Source organism: Chitinophaga japonensis (genome assembly GCF_007830125.1).
GTDB lineage: Bacteria > Bacteroidota > Bacteroidia > Chitinophagales > Chitinophagaceae > Chitinophaga > Chitinophaga japonensis.
Genome location: NZ_VLLG01000007.1, coordinates 81,146 through 106,342, shown reverse-complemented (window position 1 = coordinate 106,342; position 25,197 = coordinate 81,146). Strand labels below are relative to the sequence as shown.

General features: G+C 54.5%; 19 protein-coding genes. 9 read left to right on the top strand and 10 right to left on the bottom strand.

The features are described from left to right. Nucleotides 1-4 precede the first annotated feature (4 nt). Complete coding sequence (locus LX66_RS26380) at nucleotides 5-478, bottom strand: CAP domain-containing protein (protein ID WP_145719113.1); 474 nt, start codon at nucleotides 476-478, stop codon at nucleotides 5-7. A 163-nt stretch (nucleotides 479-641) separates the two neighbouring features. Between LX66_RS26380 and LX66_RS26375 the strand changes: the two genes are divergently transcribed. The 4 genes from LX66_RS26375 (at nucleotide 642) to LX66_RS26360 (ending at nucleotide 9,225) form a co-directional block, all read left to right on the top strand. Further along, nucleotides 642-1,379, top strand: a complete 738-nt coding sequence (locus tag LX66_RS26375; protein ID WP_145719111.1) for a GH12 family glycosyl hydrolase domain-containing protein — start codon at nucleotides 642-644, stop codon at nucleotides 1,377-1,379. A 401-nt stretch (nucleotides 1,380-1,780) separates the two neighbouring features. Further along, on the top strand, nucleotides 1,781-4,909 hold the full coding sequence (locus LX66_RS26370) for a SusC/RagA family TonB-linked outer membrane protein (RefSeq protein ID WP_145719109.1): 3,129 nt from the start codon (nucleotides 1,781-1,783) through the stop codon (nucleotides 4,907-4,909). 18 nt (nucleotides 4,910-4,927) lie between these two features. Further along, nucleotides 4,928-6,430 (top strand): RagB/SusD family nutrient uptake outer membrane protein, encoded by a 1,503-nt coding sequence (locus tag LX66_RS26365; protein ID WP_145719108.1) that lies wholly within the window; start codon nucleotides 4,928-4,930, stop codon nucleotides 6,428-6,430. A gap of 29 nt (nucleotides 6,431-6,459) precedes the next feature. Then, complete coding sequence (locus tag LX66_RS26360; protein WP_145719106.1) at nucleotides 6,460-9,225, top strand: glycoside hydrolase family 78 protein; 2,766 nt, start codon at nucleotides 6,460-6,462, stop codon at nucleotides 9,223-9,225. On the opposite strand, the gene LX66_RS26355 is transcribed toward LX66_RS26360, so the two are convergent. Continuing rightward, entirely contained in the window at nucleotides 9,218-10,105 is an 888-nt protein-coding gene (locus LX66_RS26355) for a 3-hydroxyacyl-CoA dehydrogenase family protein (protein WP_145719104.1), read from the bottom strand. The genes LX66_RS26360 and LX66_RS26355 overlap by 8 nt on opposite strands. A 69-nt stretch (nucleotides 10,106-10,174) precedes the next feature. Then, nucleotides 10,175-10,825, bottom strand: coding sequence for a carboxypeptidase-like regulatory domain-containing protein (locus LX66_RS26350; RefSeq protein ID WP_145719102.1), 651 nt, complete (start codon nucleotides 10,823-10,825; stop codon nucleotides 10,175-10,177). 134 nt (nucleotides 10,826-10,959) lie between these two features. On the opposite strand from LX66_RS26350, the gene LX66_RS26345 reads away from it, so the two are divergent. Together LX66_RS26345 and LX66_RS26340 are read left to right on the top strand one after the other, a co-directional pair. After that, nucleotides 10,960-12,057: an Mrp/NBP35 family ATP-binding protein gene (locus tag LX66_RS26345; RefSeq protein ID WP_145719100.1), complete on the top strand. Its 1,098-nt coding sequence runs from the start codon at nucleotides 10,960-10,962 to the stop codon at nucleotides 12,055-12,057. Nucleotide 12,058: 1 nt separating this feature from the next. Further along, nucleotides 12,059-12,673 (top strand): FMN-binding negative transcriptional regulator, encoded by a 615-nt coding sequence (locus tag LX66_RS26340; RefSeq protein WP_145719098.1) that lies wholly within the window; start codon nucleotides 12,059-12,061, stop codon nucleotides 12,671-12,673. A 33-nt stretch (nucleotides 12,674-12,706) separates the two neighbouring features. On the opposite strand, the gene LX66_RS26335 is transcribed toward LX66_RS26340, so the two are convergent. Together LX66_RS26335 and LX66_RS26330 are read right to left on the bottom strand one after the other, a co-directional pair. Then, on the bottom strand, nucleotides 12,707-14,065 hold the full coding sequence (locus LX66_RS26335) for a Gfo/Idh/MocA family protein (protein WP_145719096.1): 1,359 nt from the start codon (nucleotides 14,063-14,065) through the stop codon (nucleotides 12,707-12,709). Nucleotides 14,066-14,155: 90 nt separating this feature from the next. Next, nucleotides 14,156-15,016 (bottom strand): sugar phosphate isomerase/epimerase family protein, encoded by an 861-nt coding sequence (locus tag LX66_RS26330; RefSeq protein ID WP_158642772.1) that lies wholly within the window; start codon nucleotides 15,014-15,016, stop codon nucleotides 14,156-14,158. A 417-nt stretch (nucleotides 15,017-15,433) separates the two neighbouring features. Here LX66_RS26330 and pyrF point away from each other — a divergent pair, with 417 nt between their 5' ends. Beyond that, nucleotides 15,434-16,252, top strand: a complete 819-nt coding sequence (gene pyrF, locus LX66_RS26325; RefSeq protein ID WP_145719092.1) for an orotidine-5'-phosphate decarboxylase — start codon at nucleotides 15,434-15,436, stop codon at nucleotides 16,250-16,252. A gap of 88 nt (nucleotides 16,253-16,340) precedes the next feature. Here the strand turns inward: pyrF and LX66_RS26320 are convergent, their stop codons facing one another. The 4 genes from LX66_RS26320 to LX66_RS26305 form a co-directional block, all read right to left on the bottom strand. After that, the gene (locus LX66_RS26320; RefSeq protein ID WP_145719090.1) at nucleotides 16,341-17,633 is read right to left on the bottom strand and encodes a RagB/SusD family nutrient uptake outer membrane protein; all 1,293 of its coding nucleotides are present in this window, start codon (nucleotides 17,631-17,633) and stop codon (nucleotides 16,341-16,343) included. A gap of 18 nt (nucleotides 17,634-17,651) precedes the next feature. Beyond that, nucleotides 17,652-20,753 (bottom strand): SusC/RagA family TonB-linked outer membrane protein, encoded by a 3,102-nt coding sequence (locus tag LX66_RS26315; RefSeq protein ID WP_145719088.1) that lies wholly within the window; start codon nucleotides 20,751-20,753, stop codon nucleotides 17,652-17,654. 85 nt (nucleotides 20,754-20,838) lie between these two features. Beyond that, nucleotides 20,839-21,585, bottom strand: coding sequence for a DeoR/GlpR family DNA-binding transcription regulator (locus LX66_RS26310; protein WP_145719086.1), 747 nt, complete (start codon nucleotides 21,583-21,585; stop codon nucleotides 20,839-20,841). 173 nt (nucleotides 21,586-21,758) lie between these two features. Next, the gene (locus LX66_RS26305; protein ID WP_145719084.1) at nucleotides 21,759-22,184 is read right to left on the bottom strand and encodes a YciI family protein; all 426 of its coding nucleotides are present in this window, start codon (nucleotides 22,182-22,184) and stop codon (nucleotides 21,759-21,761) included. A gap of 72 nt (nucleotides 22,185-22,256) precedes the next feature. Between LX66_RS26305 and LX66_RS26300 the strand changes: the two genes are divergently transcribed. Both LX66_RS26300 and LX66_RS26295 read left to right on the top strand, forming a co-directional pair. After that, nucleotides 22,257-23,435: an acyl-CoA dehydrogenase family protein gene (locus LX66_RS26300; protein ID WP_145719082.1), complete on the top strand. Its 1,179-nt coding sequence runs from the start codon at nucleotides 22,257-22,259 to the stop codon at nucleotides 23,433-23,435. A gap of 79 nt (nucleotides 23,436-23,514) precedes the next feature. After that, the gene (locus LX66_RS26295) at nucleotides 23,515-24,582 is read left to right on the top strand and encodes an FAD:protein FMN transferase (protein ID WP_158642771.1); all 1,068 of its coding nucleotides are present in this window, start codon (nucleotides 23,515-23,517) and stop codon (nucleotides 24,580-24,582) included. On the opposite strand, the gene LX66_RS26290 is transcribed toward LX66_RS26295, so the two are convergent. Further along, complete coding sequence (locus tag LX66_RS26290) at nucleotides 24,542-25,171, bottom strand: outer membrane beta-barrel protein (protein ID WP_145719078.1); 630 nt, start codon at nucleotides 25,169-25,171, stop codon at nucleotides 24,542-24,544. The two genes, LX66_RS26295 and LX66_RS26290, sit on opposite strands and share 41 nt — an antisense overlap. Nucleotides 25,172-25,197 lie beyond the last annotated feature (26 nt).

The following is a 25,197-nucleotide window of genomic DNA, read 5'->3' as shown; positions in this document are numbered from 1 at the left end:
GCGGCTAACGCGGCCTGCCAAACTCCTGCACCCAGTAACCCCGGAAGGTAGCCGCGCCCATTTCTTTATACAGGCTGTCCATCATAGCCCGGCAATGTTCCCCGCTGTCCTGCCAGGCCTGCATGACCCCGCTTACACTGGTATACCCCCGGCCAATGTTCTCCCCGACATAAGTGCCCGAATATCCTGCGCGCATAGCCCTTTGCAGGGGAGAGGAGCCATCCGGTGCAATATGGTCGAAATACTGTTTTGCATACATGTCTTTTACATGCAGGTCCGCCGCCGCGGCCAGTGTATCGTTCCAGGCGAGCGGGGCTACCGGTGGCATGGAATCTGCGCCGCAGCGGCAGCCGGACAACCTCAGCCGGTTCACCGCCTCCAGCATGCCGGTCTGCCAGGGGGCGGCTACCCCCATATCCTTTTTGCACCCGTATAACAGGCAGGTAATAATAATTAACCTTGACAGCTTGTAGCGCATCGTGTCACCCGGACATTTTATTTACGGAAGTTAACATTTTCATACCTCTTTTTGAATAAACCACTACCCTGTTTTAGCAGTGGAAATAATAATTTCGGAATGTTGTTAAACCATCGATGGCCTACACCCAATTCTCTCATTTCTTAAACAAAACACACCCGTTATGAAAAAAGTAAATCTGTTACTGATGACTACCCTGTTATTGGCGGCATGCCAAAAAGAAGCCGTTACACCTGCAACAAACAATGCTGAAGTAAAAGCCAACTGGTCCTCCAGCGCCCAGTGGGCCACCTGGTCCAATGGCGGCTACACCTTGTATAACAATATCTGGGGTAGCGGCGCCGGCCCGCAGGTGATCTGGGCCAACACCTACAGCAACTGGGGCGTTTGGGCCAATCACCCGAATACCGGCGGCATCAAATCGTACCCCAACAGCGAAAGGGTGGTGAACAGGCAGCTCAGCACCCTTGCAAGCCTGGGCAGCAGCTTTAACGTGACGCGGCCGGGCAGTGGCTCCTATGTTAGTGCCTATGACATATGGGACACCAACTTCGATTATGAGATCATGCTCTGGATGAACAGGGCAGGCGGCGTAAAGCCCATCTCCTATAACTGGGATGCCAATGGCAACCCGGTGCCGCTTTTCTCCAACCTGTCGCTGGGCGGCCATACCTGGAATGTATACCGGGGCAACAACACGGCCAATGAAGTATTCTCTTTTGTAAGGACCAGCAACACCAATGCCGGTACGGTCGATATCCGCGCCATCCTGAACTGGATCAGGAACCGGGGATGGATGGGCAATATCACGGTAGGCAAAGTGCAGTTTGGTTTCGAGATCACTTCCTCCAGCGGAGGAATGGATTTTATCTGCAACAGCTATTCCGTTTCCTATAACTGATAGCCGCGCAGCATTAGTAAAACACTATTCAAAGGCGCCCTGCCTGTCCTGGTCCGCACCGGGACGGACAAGGGTGTCTTTGTTTTTCCCTACCTCATTGAGATAGTATAGGATAGTTGCACTGTGTTTTTGTTCTAATTTACTTTCCGGTTAGTTACCACGTTGCCGGACTTACTCAGGGAGCCTTCTCCTGCTATTATCGTTTATTTAAACTAAAACAAACATTCCTCGTTATGCTGCAAAGAATCACCGCAACCGTTATTTACATGCATCGCCACAGTACGTAGCTACGGCATTTCAGCTATGTGGCATCATGTTCCTGCTTTCACCGCTGGTGGAAGGGGTGACACTGTCATGCCTGATCAGAACAACTTATTTCACGTTAACTAAAATTTCCCGTTATGCGCAACCATTATACAAACAAACAACCGCGGCGGCTCCTGCTCTTTTGCGGGCTGTTGCTCCTGCTTTGGTGCAGCCCCGCCGCCGCTCAGCAAACGCACACCATCACCGGGCAGGTAGCTGACTCTTCCGGTAATCCTCTTCCCGGCGTGACCGTACAGGTAGCCGGCAAGGCGCAGGGCACGCAAACAAATACCAGCGGTCAGTTTTCCATTGCTGCCGCAGCAGGCGATGTGCTGTCCTTCCGCTTTATTGGCTTTGAAGAAAAAAGGGTGACCGTAGGCAGCCAGCCGGTCATCAACGTACAACTGCAATCGGCTGCCTCCGGGCTGAGCGAGGTGGTGGTGATCGGTTACGGTACCCAGCAAAAGAAAGACCTGACCGGCGCCGTGGCCAATGTTAGCGGCAAGCAGCTACAGGATCTGCCGGTAGCCGGCATGGACCAGAAGCTCATTGGCCAGGTGCCTGGCGTGCAGGTCAGCAGCGTTACCGGTACGCCTGGCGGCGGCGCTGCAGTAAGGATCAGGGGCTCCGGTTCTATCGGCGCCGGCAGCGATCCGTTATACGTGATAGACGGCTTCCCGCTATCCTCCGGCTTCGGGCAGCAGGCCAGCCCGCTCAACATCATCAACCCGGACGACATTGCTTCCATCACCGTACTGAAAGACGCTTCCTCTACCGCTATTTATGGTTCCCGTGGCTCCAATGGCGTGATCGTGGTCACTACCAAACACGGGCAGTCCGGCAAGCCGCGTGTAACCCTTAACAGTTATACCGGCTACCAGGAAGTGCCACAGAAGGGCAGGCCGCAAATGCTGAATGCGCGGGAGTTTGCGCAGTTCAGGAAAGAGATCATCATAGACGATTTTGCTTCCCGCGGACAGACCGCTACTGATGCCGATATACCGGAGGAATACCGGCACCCGGAGCAGTACGGCGAAGGTACGGACTGGTACAACACCGTATTGCGCAAGGCGCTGCAGCATAATACCACCCTGGGCGTAAGCGGCGGTACGGAAAACACGAAGTATAATTTCTCCGCCGGCTATTACCGGCAGGACGGCGTGGTGCGCTACACCGGTTACGAGCGCTATGCCGCCAGGGCCAATATTGAAAGCCGGATAGGCCGGAAAATAAAACTGGGACTTGTCCTGGCGCCCACCTACAGCACGCAGCAGGTAAATGATTTTGAGAACGGCTTTACAGACGTGCTCACGCGCAGCCTCTGGCTCAGCCCATTGATACCGGTACACGACAATACCGGGCAGCGCACGCCCTACATCAGCTCTCCCGGCATGTTCAGCGCTGCTAATCCCCTGAACTCGCTGGAATACGGCGTTACCAACGTAAAGAGCTTCAACGGCCTGGGCGGCATTTATGGCGAGTACGAGATCATAGATGGCCTGAAAGCAAAAGTGAGCTTTAATGTGAATTACGGCAACGGGTCTACGTTTGTATTCAATCCTTCCTTTTTAGGAGGCGTAAATAACCCGCCTCCCGGCATTCCCAACTCCTCCCAGTCCAAGGCCTCGGCGCTTAACTGGTTGTCTGAGACCCTGCTGTCCTACGACAAAAAGCTGGGGAAGGACCATATGCTGAACGTAGTGCTGGGCTACACTGCGCAAAAGGAGCGGCAGGACTACCTGCAGATCAACGCCACCAATTACCCGGACGACAAGATACAGCCGATTGGCGCGGCGGCCACCATCCCTTCCTATTCGCAGGATGTGCAGGAATGGGCCGTGCTGTCCTACCTGGGCCGGATCAATTATTCCCTGAAGGATAAATACCTCTTTACCGCTACAGTACGCTCCGATGGCTCCTCCCGTTTCGGTTACAACAACCGCTATGGCACTTTCCCTTCCGGGGCGGTAGCCTGGCGCATGTCTGAAGAACCTTTCATGCGCAGCCTGCCCTGGGTCAGCGATCTCAAGCTGCGCGCCAGCTACGGTCTGTCGGGCAACTATAACATTGGTAACTATACGTACATGTCCAATATCGCTGCCTACAATTATGTGTTCGGCGAGCAGATCGCCAACGGCAGGAGCGGTTCTTCGCTGAGCAACTATGACCTTACCTGGGAAGAATCCTCCCAACTGGATGTGGGCCTCGATGCGGGGTTTTTTAACAACCGGCTGGCGCTTACGGTAGATTATTACCGCCGCATTACCAAGGGTATGCTCTATAACTCCGAGATACCGCTGTCCTCCGGTTATACCAATGTGATCATCAATTCCGGTAAGATACAGAATCATGGTGTTGAGATCGGTATCAGTACGGACAATCTTTCCGGCGCGCTTAAATGGACCACCAGCGGCAATATTGCCTTTAACCGCAACAAGGTGCTGGCTCTCAATGAAAGGAATGATCCCATCTTCAGCGGCCGCAGCGGCGAAGGCTCCTTCACCCACATCACGGAAGTAGGCAAGCCGGTAGCATTGTTCTATGGTTACGTGGTGGAAGGCATTTACCAGGACGAGGATGATCTGAACCGCTCGTCCAAACATGTCACTTCCGTGGTCGGCTCCATCAAGTACAAGGATGTGGATGGCAACGGCGTGATAGAACCGGTGAACGATTTTGCCATTATCGGCGATCCCAACCCGGACTTTGTGTGGGGCCTCACCAACAGCTTTAATTACAAAGGCATAGACCTGGGCATTGTGCTGGTAGGCGCGCAGGGCGGCGAAGTGATGAAAACCGCTAACCAGTACCTGGATAATATAGACGGGATCTTCAATGTGGACCGCAAGGTGCTGAACCGCTGGCGCTCCCCCGAAAATCCCGGCGATGGCAAAACGCCTACCACCAACGGCGCACGGGTGATATACCGCGATGTGAACTCTTCCTGGATAGAAAGCGCTTCCTTTATGCGCATCCAGAACATTACGCTGGGGTATAATTTCAGCAGGAAACTGCTGGAGCGCAGCCGCTTCATCAGCAGCGCCCGCCTGTATGCCGGCGTGCAGAACCTGCACACCTTTACCCGCTACAGCGGGGCCAACCCGGAGGTAAGCCGCAAAACGGTGTCCGGCAACGCTACCAGCACTGCGCTGACCCCGGGAGAGGATTTCACCAACTACCCGCTGGCGCGCGTGTATACCCTGGGCATTAACCTGTCTTTCTAAAAAGTAAAAATCAATGTTATGCTATCACGTAATGCATGGAAATATATATACGTTCCCGTTATAGCAGGCCTGCTGGCTACCAGTTGCGGGAAGGATTTCCTGGACCTGAACCCCGAAGCCACCATCAACGGGGATGCCTTTTACAAGAATGAAACGGAGATAAAGCAGGCCGTGAACGCCGCCTACAATGTGCTGCAGGCCCTGGGCAGGGAAAGCTACTGGATATTCGGGGAAATGCGCTCGGACAATACCGCCTTCCAGTACAATACGGCCGACCGCGGCCGCGAGCAATGGGAATTTGTGGATGAGTTCCTGGTAGGCGCTACCGCGGAGTGCATCAATAATTTCTGGCGCAACAGCTACACCGGCATTTCCCGCTGTAATGATGTGCTGACCTATATCACGGAGGTGGAGATGGAAGATGCTGCCCGCAACCAGTACATAGGCGAGGTGGAGTTCCTGCGCGCCTTTCATTACTTTAACCTGGTGCGCCAGTTCGGCGGCGTGCCTTTGCGGCTGGAAGCCGTACAGTCGCCGGATGCTGCCCTGTCAAAAGGCCGCGCCACGGTAGATGAAGTATATGCCGCTATCATTGCCGATCTGGCGGATGCGGTGGAAAAGCTGCCGGCCGCTTATACCGGCGCAGACCTGGGCCGCGCTACCGAAGGCGCCGCCCGTACCCTGCTGGCCAAAGTGTATCTCACACAAAAGAAATATACCGAAGCCCTTGCAGAGCTGCGTAAAGTGGCGGCCCTGGGTTATCACCTGCTGCCCGATTATGCAGCGGTCTTTGATCCCGGCAACAAGCACCATGCGGAATCTATTTTCGAGATACAATACCTGGGATCACAAACCGGGTTATTCAGTACCTTCATGTACACCTTTGCGCCGTATACCTCCGGCAGCAGTGTGACCGGCGATACCAAGACGGGTATCAACGGCAGCGGCTCCGGCTGGAATATCCCTACACAGGACATGATTACAGCCTATGAGGCAGGGGATAAGCGCAAGGCCGTTTCCCTGGCGGAAGGGTATACCAACAGTGACGGGGTGTTTGTGAACATTCCTTATGTGAAGAAATACAATCACGGTTTTGTGGAGGTAGGGCGTACCAATGATAACTTCCCGGTGCTGCGCTATGCGGATGTACTGCTGATGATGGCCGAGTGCCTGAATGAGTTGGGCTACACAGCTAATGGCGAAGCGTTTGACCTGCTGAACCAGGTAAGGGACCGCGCCGGCCTGCCGGCAAAAACAGCGCAGGATATCGGTACACAGGCCGCGTTCCGCGATGCCGTTTTTCATGAGCGGCAGTTGGAGCTGGCATTTGAAAACCACCGCTGGTATGACCTGGTGCGTACCGGCAATGCCATTACCATTATGAACGCCCATGGCGTAAGGGAAAAACAGCAGCATGCCTACATTCCCTCCAACGCTTACCAGGTGACCAGCAACCGCCTGTTGCTGCCCATCCCGCAGACCGATGTGAACCTGGACAACCTGGAGCAAAACCCGCAGTAAATCAGTAATCATTTTCTAAATACTACAGCATGTTAAAACGAATCATTCTCTTATTCCTCTCTGCAGTACTGTTCTTTGCGTGCGGGCCTTCCGGCAAGGACCCCGCACTGGCGCGCCTGCGCTGTGAATTCCGCGAAAACCCGCTGGGCATTGACATTACCCAGCCGCGCCTGAGCTGGGAAATTCAAAGCAGCGACAGGGGCGTGGTACAGCAGGCCTACCAGGTGCTGGTGGCCTCCACCAGAGAAGCGCTGGACAACGACGAGGGGGACCTGTGGAATTCCGATAAGGTCATGTCGGACCAGTCCGTTAATGTGCGCTACGCCGGCAAGCCGCTGGGCAGCGGCACGGACTGCTACTGGAAAGTAAAGGTGTGGACCGCGGACGGCCTTGAATCGGGCTGGAGCCAGCCTGCGTACTGGAGCACCGGCCTCCTGCAGCCCGGCGACTGGCAGGCCAAATGGATCGGGCTGGACTCCGCTTTTGCCTGGGAAAGACCGGATGATCCCTACACCCGCCTGGCAGCCCGCTACTTCCGGAAAGAATTTCAGCCGGAAAAGAAAATAAAAAAGGCCACCGCTTACATCAGCGGCCTGGGGCTGTATGAGCTGTATATCAATGGCAACAAGATAGGGGACCAGGTGCTGGCGCCCGGCCCTACGGAATATAACAAACGGGTGTTCTACAACACTTTTGACGTAACGGACCAGCTACAGGAAGGCAGTAACGCCATCGGCGTGATACTGGGCAACGGGCGCTATTTCCATATGCGCGCCCCCGGCAAGATACGGCTGCCGCAGGTCACTCACTACGGCTATCCGAAAATGATATGCCAGGTAAATATCACGTATGAAGATGGCAGCACGGCCAGCATCGTATCGGACAATAGCTGGAAAGTAACGGCTAACGGCCCCATTGTGGCCAACAACGAATATGACGGCGAAGCGTATGATGCTACCAAAGAAATGCCGGGTTGGAGCCAGCCCGGCTTTAACGCCGCTACATGGCTGCCTGTACAGTTGGTGGAAAAGCCGGGCGAGCTGCTGGTGGCGCAGTTGAACAGGAATATAAAGGTGATGGACACGGTGAAGGCCGTCAGCGTAAAGGAAATAAAGCCGGGCCTTTTCATTTACGATATGGGGCAGAATTTTGTGGGATGGGTGCACCTGAAAGTAAAGGGCGCCAAAGGCGATACGGTGAAGCTCCGCTTTGCAGAGCGCCTGCAGGACGACAGCACGTTGTACATGGATAACCTGCGCTCCGCCAGGGTAACGGATGTGTATACACTGAAAGGTGATGGTACGGAAGAGTGGGAACCGCGTTTTACCTACCACGGTTTCCGCTATGTGGAAGTGACCGGCTACCCCGGCAAGCCAGACCTGTCTGCCATTGAAGGCCGGGTAGTGTACGACGATATGGAGACCACCGGCGAGTTCACTACTTCCAACAAAGTGATCAACCAGGTGTATAAAAATGCCTATTGGGGCATCCGCGGCAACTACCGGGGCATGCCTACGGACTGCCCGCAGCGCGATGAGCGCATGGGCTGGCTGGGCGACCGCGCCGTAGGCGCAAGAGGAGAGAGCTTTATTTTTAATAATCACCTGCTGTATGCCAAATGGCTGCAGGACATCGAGGATGCGCAATCGCCGGAAGGCAGCGTGCCGGATGTAGCACCCACCTACTGGAAGATATATTCGGACAACATGACCTGGCCGGCGGCCTACCTGATCATCGCCAACCTGCTGTATGAACAGTACGGCGACGACCAGCCTATCCGCAAACATTATGCGTCCATGAAGAAATGGATGCAGTACATGAAGGATAAGTATATGAAGGATTACATCCTTACCAAGGATACTTACGGCGACTGGTGCATGCCGCCCGAATCGCCGGAGCTGATCCACTCCAAAGACCCGGCCCGCAAAACCGCCGGCGATTTCCTGGGCACGGCTTTCTATTATCACCTGCTTACGCTGATGGAGCGCTTTGCCACACTGACCGGTAATACCGCCGATGTAGCCGCTTTCCGTGAGCTGGGCGCCAACGTGAAAACCGCTTTCAACAACAAGTTCCTGGACAAGCAGGGCGGCTACTACGCCAATAATACGCCCACGGCCAACATTTTCTCCCTGGCCTATGGCCTTACGCCTGCCGACCGGGAAGATACGGTGTTCCACCATATCGTGAACAAAACACTGAACGATTACAAGGGCCACATCAGCACCGGCCTGGTAGGGGCAGAATGGCTGATGCGCGTGCTTACCGGCTACGGCCGTGGCGATATTGCCTACCAACTGGCCACCAATACCACCTACCCGAGCTGGGGGTATATGGCGGAGCACGGCGCTACCACCATCTGGGAGCTGTGGAACGGCAATACCGCCGATCCCGCGATGAACTCCGGCAACCACGTCATGCTGCTGGGCGACCTGGTGGTATGGTATTATGAAAACCTGGCCGGCATCAAACCCGATCCCGCTGCGCCCGGCTTCAAAAAGATCATCATGAAGCCCCTGCAGGTGAAGGGCCTGGATAAAGTGGAGGCCAGCTATCGTTCTGTGTACGGTCCTATCCGCAGCGCCTGGGAAAAGCAGGACGGTACTTTCAACTGGCATATCACCATTCCTGCCAATACCAGTGCCACGGTGTATGTGCCGGCCGCTTCGGAGCAGCAGGTGAAGGAAGGCAATGCAGCCATTAGCGGGGAAAATGGCGTGAAGTTCCTGAAGATGGATGGCGGGTATGCAGTGTATGAAGTAGGGTCAGGGGAGTATAGCTTTAGTGCTACTTAAACCGCTCACTCACTACCAGCTCCTTGCTCCCTTTGGTATACTTGTAAAAGCCTTCCCCGCTTTTTACGCCCAGGTAACCGGCGGTTACCATGTTTACCAGCAGGGGGCAGGGAGCATATTTGGGATTGCCGAAACCGTCGTGCAGCACCTGTAGTATGGAGTGGCAAACATCCAGCCCGATGAAGTCCGCCAGTTGCAGCGGTCCCATGGGATGCGCCATACCCAGCTTCATCACGGTGTCAATTTCGGATACGCCGGCCACGCCTTCGTACAGGGAACAGATCGCCTCGTTGATCATCGGCATCAGGATGCGGTTGGCAATGAACCCGGGGTAGTCGTTCACCACGCAGGGCACCTTGTGCAGCTTTTCAGACAGCGCGGTAATGGCCGTTGTTACTTCCGGCGCAGTAGCATAGCCATTGATGATCTCGACGAGCTTCATCACCGGTACGGGGTTCATGAAGTGCATGCCGATCACTTTTTCCGGCCGTTTGGTAGCGGCGGCTATGCGGGTAATGGAAATGGAGGAGGTGTTGGTAGCCAGTATGGCTGCTGCTGGTGCATGCTGGTCCAGCTCCCGGAATATCTTTAGTTTCAGCTCACTGTTTTCCGTGGCAGCCTCCACTACCAGGGAGGCGTTTTTTACTCCTTCGGGCAGGGAGGTATGCGTGGAAATATTTTGCAGGGTCTGCGCTTTCACTTCGGCGGTAATGGCTTCCCTGGCCAGTTGCCGGTCCAGGTTCTGCTGTATGGTAGCCAGGGCTTTTTCCAGTGCGGGAGCGGAAACGTCTACCAGGCTCACGGAGTAGTTATGCTGTGCAAATACGTGTGCAATACCGTTGCCCATGGTGCCGGCGCCGATAACGGAGATGTGTTGCATGCAGGAATGGTTTTTTGATGTATGAATGTGCAAATATGCAGAAATATGTGCAAACAGCACCTCCGCGCATCAGTAATCGTCCTTCCGCTTGAAATCTCCCCGTTTCCATGCCTGTATGAACTGCGCCCAGGCCAGGGGATTGAAGATGTTTTGCGGTGTTTGCTGCCCGGCATAGTAGAGGGACTGTGACTGCTTCTGCATGTACATGTTCGCGGCCTCGCGCCCGTCCACAGGCATATAGCGGGCCAGGGCGCGCATATGGGCCGCCTGGGTGTTCTTGCGGGCTATCTCGTACGCATCGTCCGGTATATCGCCGCTGATGAAGGCTTTCTCAAATTCCTCCCGGGTAGGGTAGGGCTTGATGATGGTTACCGGCAGGTAGGTGGTATCCTCCACCATCAGTTGGATCATGGAAAAATTATTGCCCTGCAGGTCCGTAGGGATCTGGTATATTTTTTTCTTGAAGCCGATGGCGCTGAAGGAGAGCGTATCGCCCTTGAATGCTACGATGGAAAATACGCCCTGGCTGTTCGAAATAGTGCCCCTGCCTTGCCCCTGCACTACGATGCTCACCGCCGGGATGGCCCGCAGGCTGTCCGCCGTCATGGTGATGCCTGATATCTGGATAATGCTGTCCCTGAACTGTGTGATCTGCGCTTTCAGCAGGAAGGGAAACAGTAAAAAGAAAAATAACAGTATGTAGGAACTAATCTTTCGCATGCGGTCCTAAGATAAAGGAATTTGTCAGAATGTTCAACGGCTACCGGTACATTGACAAAAACTATAATTTATCGCCCAAATTAACCACCGATTAGGTTAACTTTGCTTTCAGGAATCAAATTTAACAACAATTTATGATCACGAAAGAGCAGGTTTTACAGGCCCTGAGCAATGTGGAAGAACCGGATCTGGGAAAGGACCTGGTAACGTTGAACATGGTAAAGGACATAGAGATAGACGGCAATAAGGTTACATTTACCGTGGTGCTGACCACGCCCGCCTGCCCGCTGAAAGATATGATCAGGAATGCCTGCGTAAATGCCATCCAGTTGATGGTAAGCAAGGACGCAGCAGTGCAGGTGAATATGACCGCCAATGTAAACTCCAACCGGAAGGACGGCAAGTCCACGCTGCCCAAGGTAAAAAATATTATCGTGGTAGCGTCCGGCAAGGGCGGCGTAGGAAAATCCACCGTAGCGGCCAACCTGGCCCTGGCCCTGTCGGAAGGCGGCGCCAGTGTGGGGCTGATGGATGCGGACATTTATGGTCCTTCCGTGCCCATTATGTTCGGCGTGCGTGGTGAAAGGCCCATGATGGTGAATGTAGAGGGCAAAGGCATGATCGTGCCGCTGGAAAAATACGGTATCAAGCTCATGTCTATCGGTCTCCTGGTTGATGAAAAGCAGGCCGTGGTATGGCGCGGCCCCATGGCCAGCAGCGCACTGCGGCAGTTTATCACCGACGTGTACTGGGATGAGCTGGACTACCTCGTAATAGACATGCCCCCCGGCACCGGAGATATACACCTCACCCTGGTACAGACCGTGCCGGTTACCGGCGCCGTGATTGTCACCACCCCGCAGGACGTAGCCCTGGCAGATGCCAAAAAAGGTATCATGATGTTCAGCGGTCCGCAGGTGAACGTGCCCATCATCGGCCTGGTGGAAAATATGTCCTACTTCACGCCCGCAGAGCTGCCGGACAATAAATACTATATTTTCGGCAAGGAAGGCGGCAAGCGCCTGGCGGAAGACATGGAAATTCCCTTCCTTGGCCAGGTGCCCCTGGTGCAAGGCATCCGCGAAGGCGGTGATGAAGGTGTGCCGGTAATGGTCAGCAACGATGAGATCACCAAAAAGGCATTCATCGATTTTGCCGGTAATGCCGCACGCAGCATTGCCATGCGGAATGCCAACATGGCGCCTACTAAGATTGTAGAAGTGGCGGTTTAGTATGCACATTCCTAAATACAACCAGGAAAAGGACTGGCAGCAGGTATCCGCCTTTATACGGGAGAACAGCTTCGGTATACTGGTGAATGTGGCTGCCGGTACTCCTTTGGCCACGCATATCCCCATTGAGCTGGAAGAAAAGGCAGGCGGTACTAATGTGCTTACGGGCCATGTAGCCCGCGATAACCGGCAATGGGAGGCTTTTACCGCCGGCCCGGCGCTGGCCATCTTTACCGCGCCGCATGCCTATATATCTTCCTCCTGGTACGAAAAAGAGAAAATACCCACCTGGAATTATATTGCCGTGCATGTATACGGGCAAATGCGCCTGCTTACGGATGCGGAATTGCTGGCGTCACTGGAGCGGCTGATGACGCGCTATGAAACAGCCTCGGCCCGCCCGGTCCATTTCCAGGATATCCCGGAAAAGGAGCTTCGCAATAACCTGAAGGCCATTGTCGGGTTTGAAATGACCATTACCGACGTGCAGGCCCGCTACAAGCTGAGCCAGAACCGGAACGCCCGCGACTACGACAGCGTGATCTCGCATCTCAAAGCCCGCGGTGACGAAGGATCGAAAAAGATAGCGGAGGAAATGGAGAAGAGAAAAAAGTAAAGTGCGGATGTGCACATCCGCACTTTAAAATACTTATAACGTAAACACCTTATCGCCCACCATCACTTCCTGTTTCTCCTCGTCAAAAGTAGCTTTCATGCCGGTGCGGTAAGCCGCATTGCCCATGATCAGCGCAATGGAGTGGGAGTAAGCCGCTTCTATAGGCGCGTTGGTAGGCTTGCGGGAGCGCACGCATTCCATCCAGTTGCGCACATGCCCGTTGGTAAGGGAGTCGCCGCCGGTATTGGCGCTGGTCTCCACCTTGGTCTGCAGGCTGCTAAGGGTCATGTTGGGCAGCAGGTTGGCATGCATGCCCATGGCCTGTGCTTCCCTTTCACGGAGGCCGCCGGTAGGGCTGATCTTGTTATTGGCCATATCAATGGTGCCGCCGTTGGAAAAATATACTTCCTTGATACCACCCGCGGAATTATGGAAGCGGGAGCTGTACATCACCTGGAAACCGCTGCCGGGATCGTCCTGCGGGCCATATTCAAACACGGCGGTAAGCGTGTCCGCATTCACCCGCCCGTCTTTCCATACATATACGCCGCCGTTGGCCACTGCAGTTCGCGGGTGCTTCAGCCCGCTGAACCAGTGCACGGTATCTATCTGGTGGGTCATCCACTGTCCGAATATGCCGCTGGAATAGGGCCAGAAAAGGCGGTATTCCAGGTACTTGCGCGGGTCCCAGTTATCTTTTGGCCTGCCCGCCAGGTAGCGCTGCCAGTCCGTATCGGATTCGCGGATGGATTTTACGAGGTCCGGCCGGCGCCAGCGTCCCGGCTGGTTTACATTCCAGGTCATTTCCACCATGGTGATGGGACCGAATTTACCGCCCTGGATAAATTTGGCCGCTGCATCGTAGCTGTCGCCGCTGCGGCGCTGGGTGCCTACCTGGAATATTTTCCCGGAGCCTTTCACCGCCTTCAGCGCATTGCGGGCATCCTCCATGGTCTCTGCAAAAGGTTTTTCGCAATACACGTCCATTTTATGGCCTACGGCCTCAATGGTATGATAGGCGTGCTGGAAGTCCGCCGTGGCAATGATCACGGCATCCAGGTCCTTGTTGCGGTACAGCTCATCATTATTCATACAGGCCTGTATGTTATGCCCGGTCTTTTCCTGTAAAAAGGCCTTGCCTTCCTCCCGCCGGCGGTTCCAGATATCGGATACGGCGATCAGGTCAAAGTTCAGCTCCTTGCTATTGTTAAAGAAGCAGGGCAGCAGCGCCTGCCTGGCCCTGTCGGAAAAACCTACCAGTCCCACATTTACACGGTCATTGGCGCCCAGTATGCGCGCATAGCTGCTGGCAGGCATGCCCATAGCGGTGAGGGTGATACCGGCGCCGCCCATTAATGATTGTTTCAGGAATTCACGACGTGATTTTTTCATCTGTTAATTTTTATTTTTTTAGTTATCAGATGGAACTTACCATGATAAAATTTTATCATGGACGTTTCATATCATCAACAGTTTATTAGTTTATTGGTTAATGGCTAGCTGATCTCCTTTTTTGCGTGCGGGCTTTTTCTCTTTTACCCCATAGGATTCTTCCAGTTGCCCGCGCAGGTATTCAAGCGCAGGCCGGCATTGCGCGGCCAGGTCATTCCAGCGGCATTCCACCATAATGCGCCCGTCAAATCCTATCTTCCGCAGCGCGGTAAAGTAGGGGCGGAAGTCCTCTTTGGCCACGCCGGGCGCCGCTCTTTTCTCCTTTTCCGCAATGTGACAGTGCACCAGGTAGCCTTTGGCCTTTTCAATGACGGAGGCGGGCTCATTTTCTTTCAGCATGTGATAGATGTCTGCCGTGAGCCTGAAGTTGGGATGGTTAACGGCACGGGCAATTTCCGTGGCCTCCGACAGCGTGTTCACGAAATTGGTTTCGGTGCGGTTCAGGCTTTCCATGGCAATGATACGGTCATATTTGGCCGCCACTTCCGCCATTTTGCGGCACAGCACTATAAATTCTTTTTTAGCGCTGGCATAGTCCACTCCTTCGGGGAGCCGCCGGGCGCCACTGCTACCCAGTACGATCAGTTGTACGCCGGCCTGCCGGGCCCGTTGCATAACGGTGTCCACGTAGCCCAGCACGCGGGCTTCATTTACTTCCGGGCCTACGATCTTGATGGAGCCGGGAATGAAGTTGTTGCAGCTCTGCACTTTGCAATGGGTCTTATGCAGGGTTGGCAGCAGGGCGTTGAACTGGTCCTGGCTCAGGCTGGGGGACAGTATCCGGCTTACGCCCTCTTCAATATACACATAACCCGCTTTGGCCAGCAGGCTGTCGTTTTTGTAAGAGGTACAGATACCAATGGAAGGTAATTGTTGTGCATTCGATTGCAATACAAGGCAGCAAAATGTGCAAAAAAGAAAAAAATAACGCTTTTGCATGAGCAGTTTTTTCAGTGAACGTGGCATGAAACCGGCAGGGGTGTTTTCATAAACAATTGAAAATCAGTTGCTGCCTGGCTTCATTTGGTTTACAGGAGATGTGGTTATTTCCTGTTGAGAAAGTTAATAAGTAAATCTGTAAGATCAAAATTTAAAGGATAAATATTAACAGGCGAAAAGATAAATATTAACCGATGAAATTGGCAAAAATAGCGGAACTTTAACTTGTTGCGCCTGGCGGCCCGCAGTAACGAAGATGCCAATTGCCAACCGGACTGTGCAGCCATTGACAGTAACAATTATCATCTATATTTCAATCACTTGCATTGGTTAAGTTTTACTTAACTTTGCGCCCCAAATTAACTGACTATGAACCGACAGGAATTAGTGGGCCTGATCAAAGAACGGCAATCTTATCTGTGTGTTGGCCTGGACACAGATATACAAAAGATTCCCAAGCACCTGCTGTCTTACCCCGACCCGGTGTTTGCTTTCAACAAGGCCATTATCGATGCTACCAAAGACCTTTGCGTAGCTTATAAGATCAATACCGCCTTTTATGAATGTATGGGTATCCGCGGCTGGGAAAGTCTCCAGCGCACCGTGGAATACATTCCTTCCGGCATTTTTACCATTGCCGACGCCAAACGCGGCGATATCGGCAATACCGCCACCCAGTACGCCAAAACCTTCTTTGATACCTACAAATTCGACGCAGTGACCGTTGCACCCTATATGGGAGAAGACAGCGTAGCGCCTTTCCTGTCCTTTAACGAGAAATGGGCCATTGTGCTGGGGCTTACTTCCAATGAAGGCAGCAAGGATTTCCAGTTGCAGAAGGTAGGGGAAGAGTACCTCTATGAAAAGGTGATCCGCACGGTTATGGAATGGGGCACGCCGGATAACCTCATGTTCGTAGTAGGCGCTACACAAACAGCGCAGTTGGCAGCCGTGCGCCAACTGGCCCCCGACCACTTTTTCCTGGTGCCGGGGGTAGGCGCCCAGGGCGGCAGCCTGCAGGAGATCTCTTCCCTGGCCATGAACAAGGATTGCGGATTGCTGGTGAATGCCAGCCGCGCCATTATCTATGCGGGCAATGGCGAGGATTTTGCAACGGATGCCCGGAACGCGGCCCTGCAGTACCAGCAGGAAATGAGCGAGTACCTGGAGCAGGCGGTGGCCGGCTGACAAGGAAAAATTATATAGCCAACAAAAAAGGTCGCATCAGCGACCTTTTTTGTTGGCTATATGGTACTTACACTGTGGCGTGCCGTTATCAGAAATCCGGGTCTGGCGGCGTATTCGGGTTGTTATCCCGCTCCGCAAAAGGATAAGGATAAAAGTTCCGTTTGCGCTCGGACAGCGGCCGGTCAAAGCGGCGCATATCTTCCAGCTTCAGGCCGGACATATACAGCTCTATACAGCGGTGCTGGTAGATGGCCTCCAGCAGCGCATCCTGTGTCAACGGCCCGGTAATGGCCGGCAGGTCGGCGCCAAGGCCCAGTGAGTCCTGGGCAGGGGATTTGGTTACCACTTTGTTCAGTTCCGCCAACCCATTCACAAGATCATTTTTACGTGCGTAGGCTTCTGCTTTTATCAATGTCATTTCTCCCATCATGTATACCGGGAAAGGGCTGGTATTCGTAAGTGCAAAACCTTTTATACGGAACTTGGGAGTAGTAGAGAAGGTGTCCAGCATATAGAAAAGTACCCGCTTGTCAGCCGGATCAGGCCGTAAGCCCTCCGGCAGGCCCATGGTAGAGTCAATGACCTGGTATACGTTGTTGGTGGAGGTGGCAGTTTCCCAGATAGGATTGGGAAAGATGGCATCATAGTGAAACTGTACTGCCTTGCGTGTTACACTGCCAGCCATGCTGAGGGCCAGGTCATAATTGCCGGCAAACAACGCATACCGTGCTTTCAGTGCCCGTAATGTATTCGGAATATCCATCCCTGCCGGGATGTTATTCAGGAATGATCCGCTGGGCGCATTGGCGTTAACCGCCGCCAGCGCCGCATCAATCCAGCCAATGGCTTTGTTAAAGCCGGCTACGCGGTCTATAAAAGGGGCGCCGCTTTCCAGCGTACCGGTGGTGTCCGGCACCTGCTGCCAGCCCATAGCCATGTTGCCCATAGCCAGCGCCTTAAAGATGGTCACATAGCCTATCAGCCCGCTGGCATAGGCCCGGTCGTCCATGCTTTGCGCATATGCGATCACGCGGTTGGCGTCATAAATGATCTTGTTGCTGTTGGTCCAGAGGTTGCCCAGTACCGTGTTGGTGCCGTCTACGGTGCCGCCGCCTATGTTGAGCTGGTTTTCCGGCACGTTGCCTTCATTGCGCAGGAGCAATTCCTTAGTGGTAAAGCCGTTGGCCGTTACCAGGTTGTACAGCGAGCCGGCGCGGCCGGTGGAGTAGATCCGTTGCAGGCCCACCGCCACCGCCGTTACCGCCTGGGTGGAGGTGAACACATCATCCTCCTGGGCAGCGGAAGGGCTGGTATAGTCTTTTTTGCAGGATGCAGCCAACAGTGTGCTGATGATACAGATACCTGCTATTATTCTTTGCATAAGTTACTTTTTAAAAGGTTAGAATTTTGCAGACATGCCCACGCTGAATGTTCTCGGCACCGGTACGGCGCCAAAGTCAATGCCGCGCAGCACCGTGCTTTGTCCTGCTGCATTCACCTCGGGATCATAGCCTTTGTAATTGTCCCATGATACCAGGTTGCGGCCGCTTACGCTCACGGTCAGGTCCCGGAATCCCTTGATGCGGCCTACGTTATAGCCCAGGTATACTTCGCGCAGCTTTACAAAGGAGCCGTCGTCTATACGCCATTCCTCCGTAGCGTACACACCGGCTATGTAGCCGCGGGGCAGTTGGCCCAGGTACTCCTGTTCGGCCACCTTGCCGTTGCCCACGCCCTGGCGGGTACGGAAGTCCGCGTTAAATACGTCGTTCCCCTGTACGGCGTCCAACTGTACGCGCAGGTTGAATTTTTTGTAGCTCAGCTCATTCACCAGGGTGGCGGTATAATCCGGGTTGGGATCGCCGATGATCTTCCGCAGGGTGGTGCCGGTCGGCAGCCCGTTGGCATCACGCTGGGGGGTATACGATAAAGGACCGTTCTGCACGCCTTTTTCCTGTTGCGGGATGCCGGCCGCATTCTTGATGTCATTGCCATTAGCGTCCCGGGCAAAGAAGGTGCCATAGAACACGCCGATGGGCTGCCCTTCCAGGATGGCTACGGGCGCACCGCCGTTGGTATTGTACAGGATCAGGGACTGGCCTATTTTCAGGGCCTTGTTGCGGTTGCGGTTAAAGATGCCGGTCACATCCCAGCGGAAATGCTTGCTTTGTACCGGCACCAGGTTCAGCACTACTTCAATCCCCTTGTTCTCCAGTGACCCGATGTTGTTCCGGTAGCTGGAATAACCTACCGTGGGCGCAATCACGCGGTCCAGCAGCAGGTCGTCTACCCGCTTGATATAATAGTTCACCTGCAGGCCTATACGGTTTTGCAAAAAGGCCAGGTCTGCGCCGAACTCGGTTTCCTGCTGGCGTTCAGGCGCAATGTCCTCGTTAGCCAGTATGGAGCTGCCTGCAAAAGAAGTTTTGGAATTGAAGGCATTGGGCGTGTAGGAGTTAAAGCGGTCATATGCGCCAATGCCGGTCAGGTTACCGGATTGCCCGTAGGCGGCCCTTACTTTCAGCAGGTTCCACCAGTTGCTCACTGCGGCATCTTTCCAGAACTCCGCTTCGGATAATACGTAGCTGCCGCTGGCCTTTACATACAACTGGTTGCGTTCGTCCTCCCCGAATACGGAAGAGCCGTCCATGCGCAGGGCGCCGGTCAGGAACAGCTGGTTCCTGTAGCCGAAGCTTTGCTGCAGGTATACCCCGGAAATGGAGATCTCGCTGCGGCTGTCTGCAGTGGGCAGCGGTGTGGCAGCGCTGTTCACCGCCTCTACAAAGGGCGCCAGGCCCCTGCCCTGGGTAAGCAGGTAGTTGTTCCTCTCATACTGCAGGGAGTAGCCTAACTGTGTAGTGGCGTTCAGGTGATCGGAAATGTTCCATTTATAGTTGGCGCTCAGGTCGTGGTTGATCTGGAAAAAGTTGTTGGTGGCGGAGCTGGCATACCCGTTCTGAGCTCCGTCCAGGCTGGAGCCGCCGCCAAAGAAGGCGGTGCTTACATTGTAGGCATAGGGCGGCATGAAGGTGTTGCCCCGCTGGCTGTAATTGTCAATACCCAGGTTATAGCTCAGGGTCAGGTTCTTTACCGGGTATGCCTTGAGGCCCACGTTGGCCAGCACGCGGCTGGTCTGCTGCTTCTGCTTGAAATCCTCTATCACGGATACCGGGTTCACCCTGCCTCTTTCGCCAACTGCCTGCAGGTTGCCGGCCGCATCACGCGCGTAGATGTCGTGGATGTTGCCGATGATGGTCACGGAATTCATGGGAGAGAAGAAGGAGTTGCCGTCCGGTTTCTCATTGGCCGAGCTGTTTACATAATTCACGCCGGCGGTGAAGCTGAGCCAGTCGGTCATCTGCTGGTCCAGGTTCATGCGGAAGCTGTAGCGCTGGAAGTCTGTATTCTGGATAATGCCCTGGTTGTAGAAGTAGGAGGCGGAGGCGTAGTATCTTGTTTTGTCCCTGCCGCCGCTTACAGATACGTTGTTGTCCGTGCCAACGCCCGTGCGGAAAATATAGTCCTGGTAGTCATACCGTTTTACGGGGGTGGTCTCGGTCAGGGAGGTCACCAGTATATCCTGCGTAATGGACTCCGGGCCAAATTTCACCGGGGCCTGGTTCACGTCCAGCTTCTTGCGCAACTGGCTTACCATGAAGTTGGTGGAAAAGTTCACCTCCGGTGCGCCGGTGCTGCCTCTTTTGGTAAAGATCTGCACTACGCCCGCATTGGCGCGGGAACCGTAGATGGCGGCGGCCGCTGCGCCGTTCAGCACTTCTATATGGTCAATGTCGGCAGGATTGATGTCCACCATCCTGTTCTGCCCGATGGTGCCGATGAAGTTGGAGCCATCGTAGGTGCCGGCTGTGTTGGTCACGCGGTTGGTAGCATTGTTCACAATAATACCATCCACGATGTACAGCGGCTCAGAGGAGCCGGATATGGTGCTGATACCTCTCAGCCTTACGGATATGCCGCCGGCCGGGTCGCCGGAGTTCTGTGATATCTGGGCGCCGGCGGTCTTGCCCTGCAGCGCGGCCAGCGCGTTGCCGGTAGCGCCTTTGGTCAGTTGGTCGGCCTTTACGGTGGCGATATAATTACCCAGTTGCTTGCGGGTAGTGCCTTCGGTGGTGCCGGTCACCACCACTTCATCCAGTCCCAGGGCGTCTTCAGACAGTTGCGTAATAACCGTATAGGTGCCGGCATCGCCTATCTGCAGCGCCTGCTCGCGGGTGGCAAAGCCTACGCCGGAAAATTTGATGGTATAAGGGCCTGGCTGCAGGTTAGCGTTAAAGCTGTAGGTGCCGTCCGGGTCTGTTACAGCGCCGTAGGTCGTATTTTTTACCTGCACGGTAATGCCCGGTATGCCATTGCCGTCCTGGCTGGTCACCTTGCCGGCTATACGCACCTGGGCCGCAGCACTCATGGCGCTGAAACCGGTGAGCAGGAGCAGGCAGAGCAAACGCCACTGTCTGCGTGTTAAAAATAACAAGTTGGTCATAAACAAGTTTTTAGTGTGAAAGAACAGTACGGTGAAAACCACTTATAGAAAAAATTGCTGTATCCATTATCAGCATATCCGCGCATTATAGCACTTCCAGTCCCTCCCTGATATAGTTCTTTAATAGCGGGTCGTCGGGAGATAACTCCGTGACCAGTGTATGAATGTCATGAATGTCGCACACCTGTATGCGCTGCGCCGTGTTCACCTTCTCCGAAATGGTGAGGGATACCACTTTCTGTGCAGAGCTCACCATCGCTTTTTTGATCTGCATCACTTCCCAGTCGTTTTCCGTAAGGCCGTGCGTGGTGTCAATAGCATTGGTGCCCAGGAAGCAGAGGTCCGCCTTGACCTGCCTTATCCTGGCCTGCGCTTCGCCACCAACGGTAAGCTGCGCATTCTTGGACAGCCTGTCGCCGATCAGGATGATCTCTATGCTGGGATGCCGCATGTATTCCAGCGCAGCGGTCAGGCTGCCCGTAAAGAAAGTGGCTTTCAGCCCGGGCGGTAATGCCCTGGCCAGCTCAATAATGGTGGTGCCTCCCGTGGTGAGTACAAACATGCCGTCCTGTACCAGGCTGGCGGCCTTCTGCGCAATGATCTTCTTTTCGTCCAGCGAGTATACCTGCTGGGCGTTCAGCGAAAAGTGGTATCCCTGGGACAGCGCGCCCCCGTGCACTTTTACGATCTTGCCCTGGTCGGCCAGCTCCGCCAGGTCCCGCCGGATGGTGTCTTCCGATACCTTGATCTCCTGGCTAAGGTCCGCGGACAGTACCCGGTTATGCAGGTTCACCTGGTGAAGGATATAGGCTTGCCGTTCTTTTTTCAGCATGACAAAAAAGCGAAATAGAAATTGGTTACTGTTAATATCGGCACAAACCCGCAAAAAAACAAGCAAAAAGGTGCAGTTAATAGTAAAAAGCCTGCAAATACCCGCAAACTCATCTTGAAGCGAGAAGAAAGTATAATGGGTAAATATGCAGGGGAAGGTGGAAGGGGAGCAGTTTATTTAAACACGCAGTTCCTGGCGGTCCACCAGGGCTTTATTTCAAAGCTGAGGCGGCCGGTAATGATGGCGGTGTCCGTTTTTACCAGGCTGGCTGCCGTGGCGCTGTCCGGGCAGTCCAGGATGAAGATGCCCCGCAGGTCGCCATCATCTCCGAAGGGGCCGGCTACCACTAGTTGCCCGGACCGGGCCAGCCGTTCAATATTGGCGATGTGCCGCTGTTGTATCAGCGCAGCCGCCGCACTGTCCTGGTTGCGTTGCGGGCCTTTCCGGAGCAACACCATCCAGTACTGCTTCATGACTACTTTCGTAGTGTCGGCAGTGTTAGTAGTGCGGGCGGAGGGGATGAGGGTCGGCTTAAAAGAGACGATCAGCAGGATAAGGAACCCCGTTAAGAGCATTGCCGGGAATACTTTACTTGCCATAGCTTCCTTATTTTGCGCGTAAGGTACATCTAAAATTGTAAATCATTATATTGCTGGTAAAACATGGCCAGCATGGGGAAAGATCTATTCCGGTCACCGGATTATTATTTACTCGACGATTTGTTGACCGAAGAGCACCGGCTGGTGCGCGATGCCGTGCGCCAGTGGGTGAAAAAGGAAATATCACCAGTTATAGAAGATTATTGCCAGCAGGCGGCCTTTCCCACCCAGATCATTAAGGGGCTCGGGGAGCTGGGCTGCTTTGGTCCCACCATACCGGCGGAGTACGGCGGCGGCGGACTGGACCACATTGCCTACGGCCTGATGATGCAGGAACTGGAGCGGGGCGACAGCGGCGTGCGCTCTACCGCCTCCGTGCAGGGATCGCTGGTGATGTACCCCATTTATACTTTTGGCAGCGAAGAACAGAAACGGAAATACCTGCCCCGCCTCGCTACCGGCGAGCTGATGGGCTGTTTCGGGCTTACAGAGCCTAACCACGGCTCCGACCCGGCGGGGATGCTTAGCCGTTATAAGGACGACGGAGACCATGTGATACTGAACGGCTCTAAAATGTGGATCTCCAATGCGCCTTTTGCGGACATCGCCGTTGTGTGGGCTAAGAACGAGCAGGGCGGCATGCACGGCCTGATCGTGGAAAGGGGCATGGAAGGGTTTTCCACGCCGGAAACCAAGGGCAAGTGGAGCCTGCGGGCCAGCGCTACCGGCGAGCTGGTGTTTGATAACGTGCGGGTGCCCAAGGCCAACATCCTGCCCGGCGCACGCGGGCTCAAAGGGCCGCTCAGTTGCCTGTCCTCTGCCCGCTACGGTATTGCCTGGGGCGTGGTAGGTGCTGCCATGGACTGTTATGATACGGCCCTGCGCTATGCAAAGGAGAGAAAGCAGTTCGGCAAGTCCATCGCCGGTTTCCAGCTTACCCAGAAAAAGCTGGCGGAAATGATCACCGAGATCACCAAGGCGCAGTTACTCAACTGGCGGCTGGGCGTACTGAAAAATGAAGGGAAGGCCACCCCGGCGCAGGTATCCATGGCCAAGCGCAATGCCTGCGACATGGCTACCAAAATAGCGCGGGACGCCCGGCAGATACTGGGCGGCATGGGCATTACCGGCGAGTTTCCCGTTATGCGGCACATGATGAACCTGGAAAGCGTGATCACCTATGAAGGCACCCACGAGATACACCTCCTTATCACCGGCCAGGATATTACCGGCATAGATGCATTCCATTAACGCGAAGTATGAAGTAAGAAGTATGAAGTATGAAGTGGGAAGAAAGACGATTGTTTTTTTGCTAAGTGTATGCTTTACTGTGAGTGCCCGTGCCCAGCATCTTACCGTATGTGAAGGAAAGGCCCAGGGCACTTATTACATTATCAAGTACCTGCATACGGATACCGCCACCCTGCAGCCCCGTATCGATTCCATTTTCAATGTCATTGATCAGTCCCTCTCCCTGTACCGGCCCGGTTCGCTTATCAACCGTTTCAATGCCGGCACGCAGGTGCAGATGGATGCCCATATGCAGGCGGTGGTAACACGGGCATTGCAGGTCAGCAAAGCCACTGGCGGCGCTTTTGACATCACGGTAAAACCGCTGGTGGATGCCTGGGGCTTTGGCGTGGTGCGCCCGGCCTGGCAGGGCGTGCCCCCGGCAGATACCCTGCAGCAGCGCCTGCAACGTACCGGCTACCATTACCTGCAGGTCAAAGGCAGGCGGCTGCGGAAGCGCAGGCCCGGCGTGGAAATAGACTGTAACGGTATCGCACAGGGCTATACGGTGGATGTGCTGGCCCGCTTCCTGGAACAGCAGGGGATTGACAACTACCTGGTAGATGTAGGCGGGGAGCTGCGGGCCAGGGGGCATAATGACCGGCGCCGCACCTGGAGCGTGGGCATCGAACGGCCGGCCACGGACCAGGGGAATGAGCCGGTACCCGCTGTATTGCCGCTGCAGGACAGGGCCATTGCTACCAGCGGCAACTACCGCCGTTTCTTTGACCAGGGCGGCACCCGCTTTGCCCATACCATCGATCCGCACAGCGGGCAGGCCCTGCATAATAATATCATCAGCGTAACGGTGATCGCCAGGGATTGTATCACTGCCGACGGGTTTGACAATGCGCTCATACTCATGGGTGTGGAGAAGGCGCTGGCCTTTATACAGTCGCACCCCCAATACGGCCTGGAGGCGTATTTTATTTATAAGGACAGGGAGGGGAATACCCGGGAACGGTACACGGAGGGGTTTAAGCAGCTAATAGCCGCGAAAAAGCCCCGTCCCGGCATCGCCGGAACAGGGCCTCACTTTTACAGCTTCCCTAGAATATGGACAAACTTTAGTCAATATGCCAACGCAATCCTATATTTCCCTGGATAGTATTAAAGCTGGTGATTTCGGCTAATTCGTAAGGTGAGTAGCTATACTGCGCACTGATGTTCAATAATAACGGTGAAGCCTTGCCAAATGGTATATTCACCCCTATTTCCGGGCTTAGCATAAATGCCCAGCTATTGTCCTTGTCCACGAACATGCCCCAGTATTTCTCATAGTTCATGTTGGCGGCGCCAATGCCCAGGGACCCATAGGGTATTACCGGCGCATCCGGCTTGGTGAACTGGTATTGCACGGTAGCCAATGCAGGTATTACCTGAAAGGTACGGGTTTGCACTGCAGAAATATCGCCGGACTTGGTCGGGTATACCGCCCGGGGCAATCTTTCATAAAAGTCCTGGAACCCTGTTTTCAGGCCTATGCCCAACTGGTCGTTCAGCATGTATTGCAGCCCGGCCTGCCAGCCGCGGAAGCTGGCCTTGCCGCTGTAGTCGCTTAAAGAGCCCATCGGGGCGGCAATGGAATAATTCACATTAAAGGAGAAAGGAGGGCGCACCTGTGCAGATGCAGCTTGCACACCCAGGCACCCTGCTATTGCCAATATCCAAATCTTTATGTTGATGATCCGTTTCATTTTCGTCAGTTTTTTAAGTGAAATAC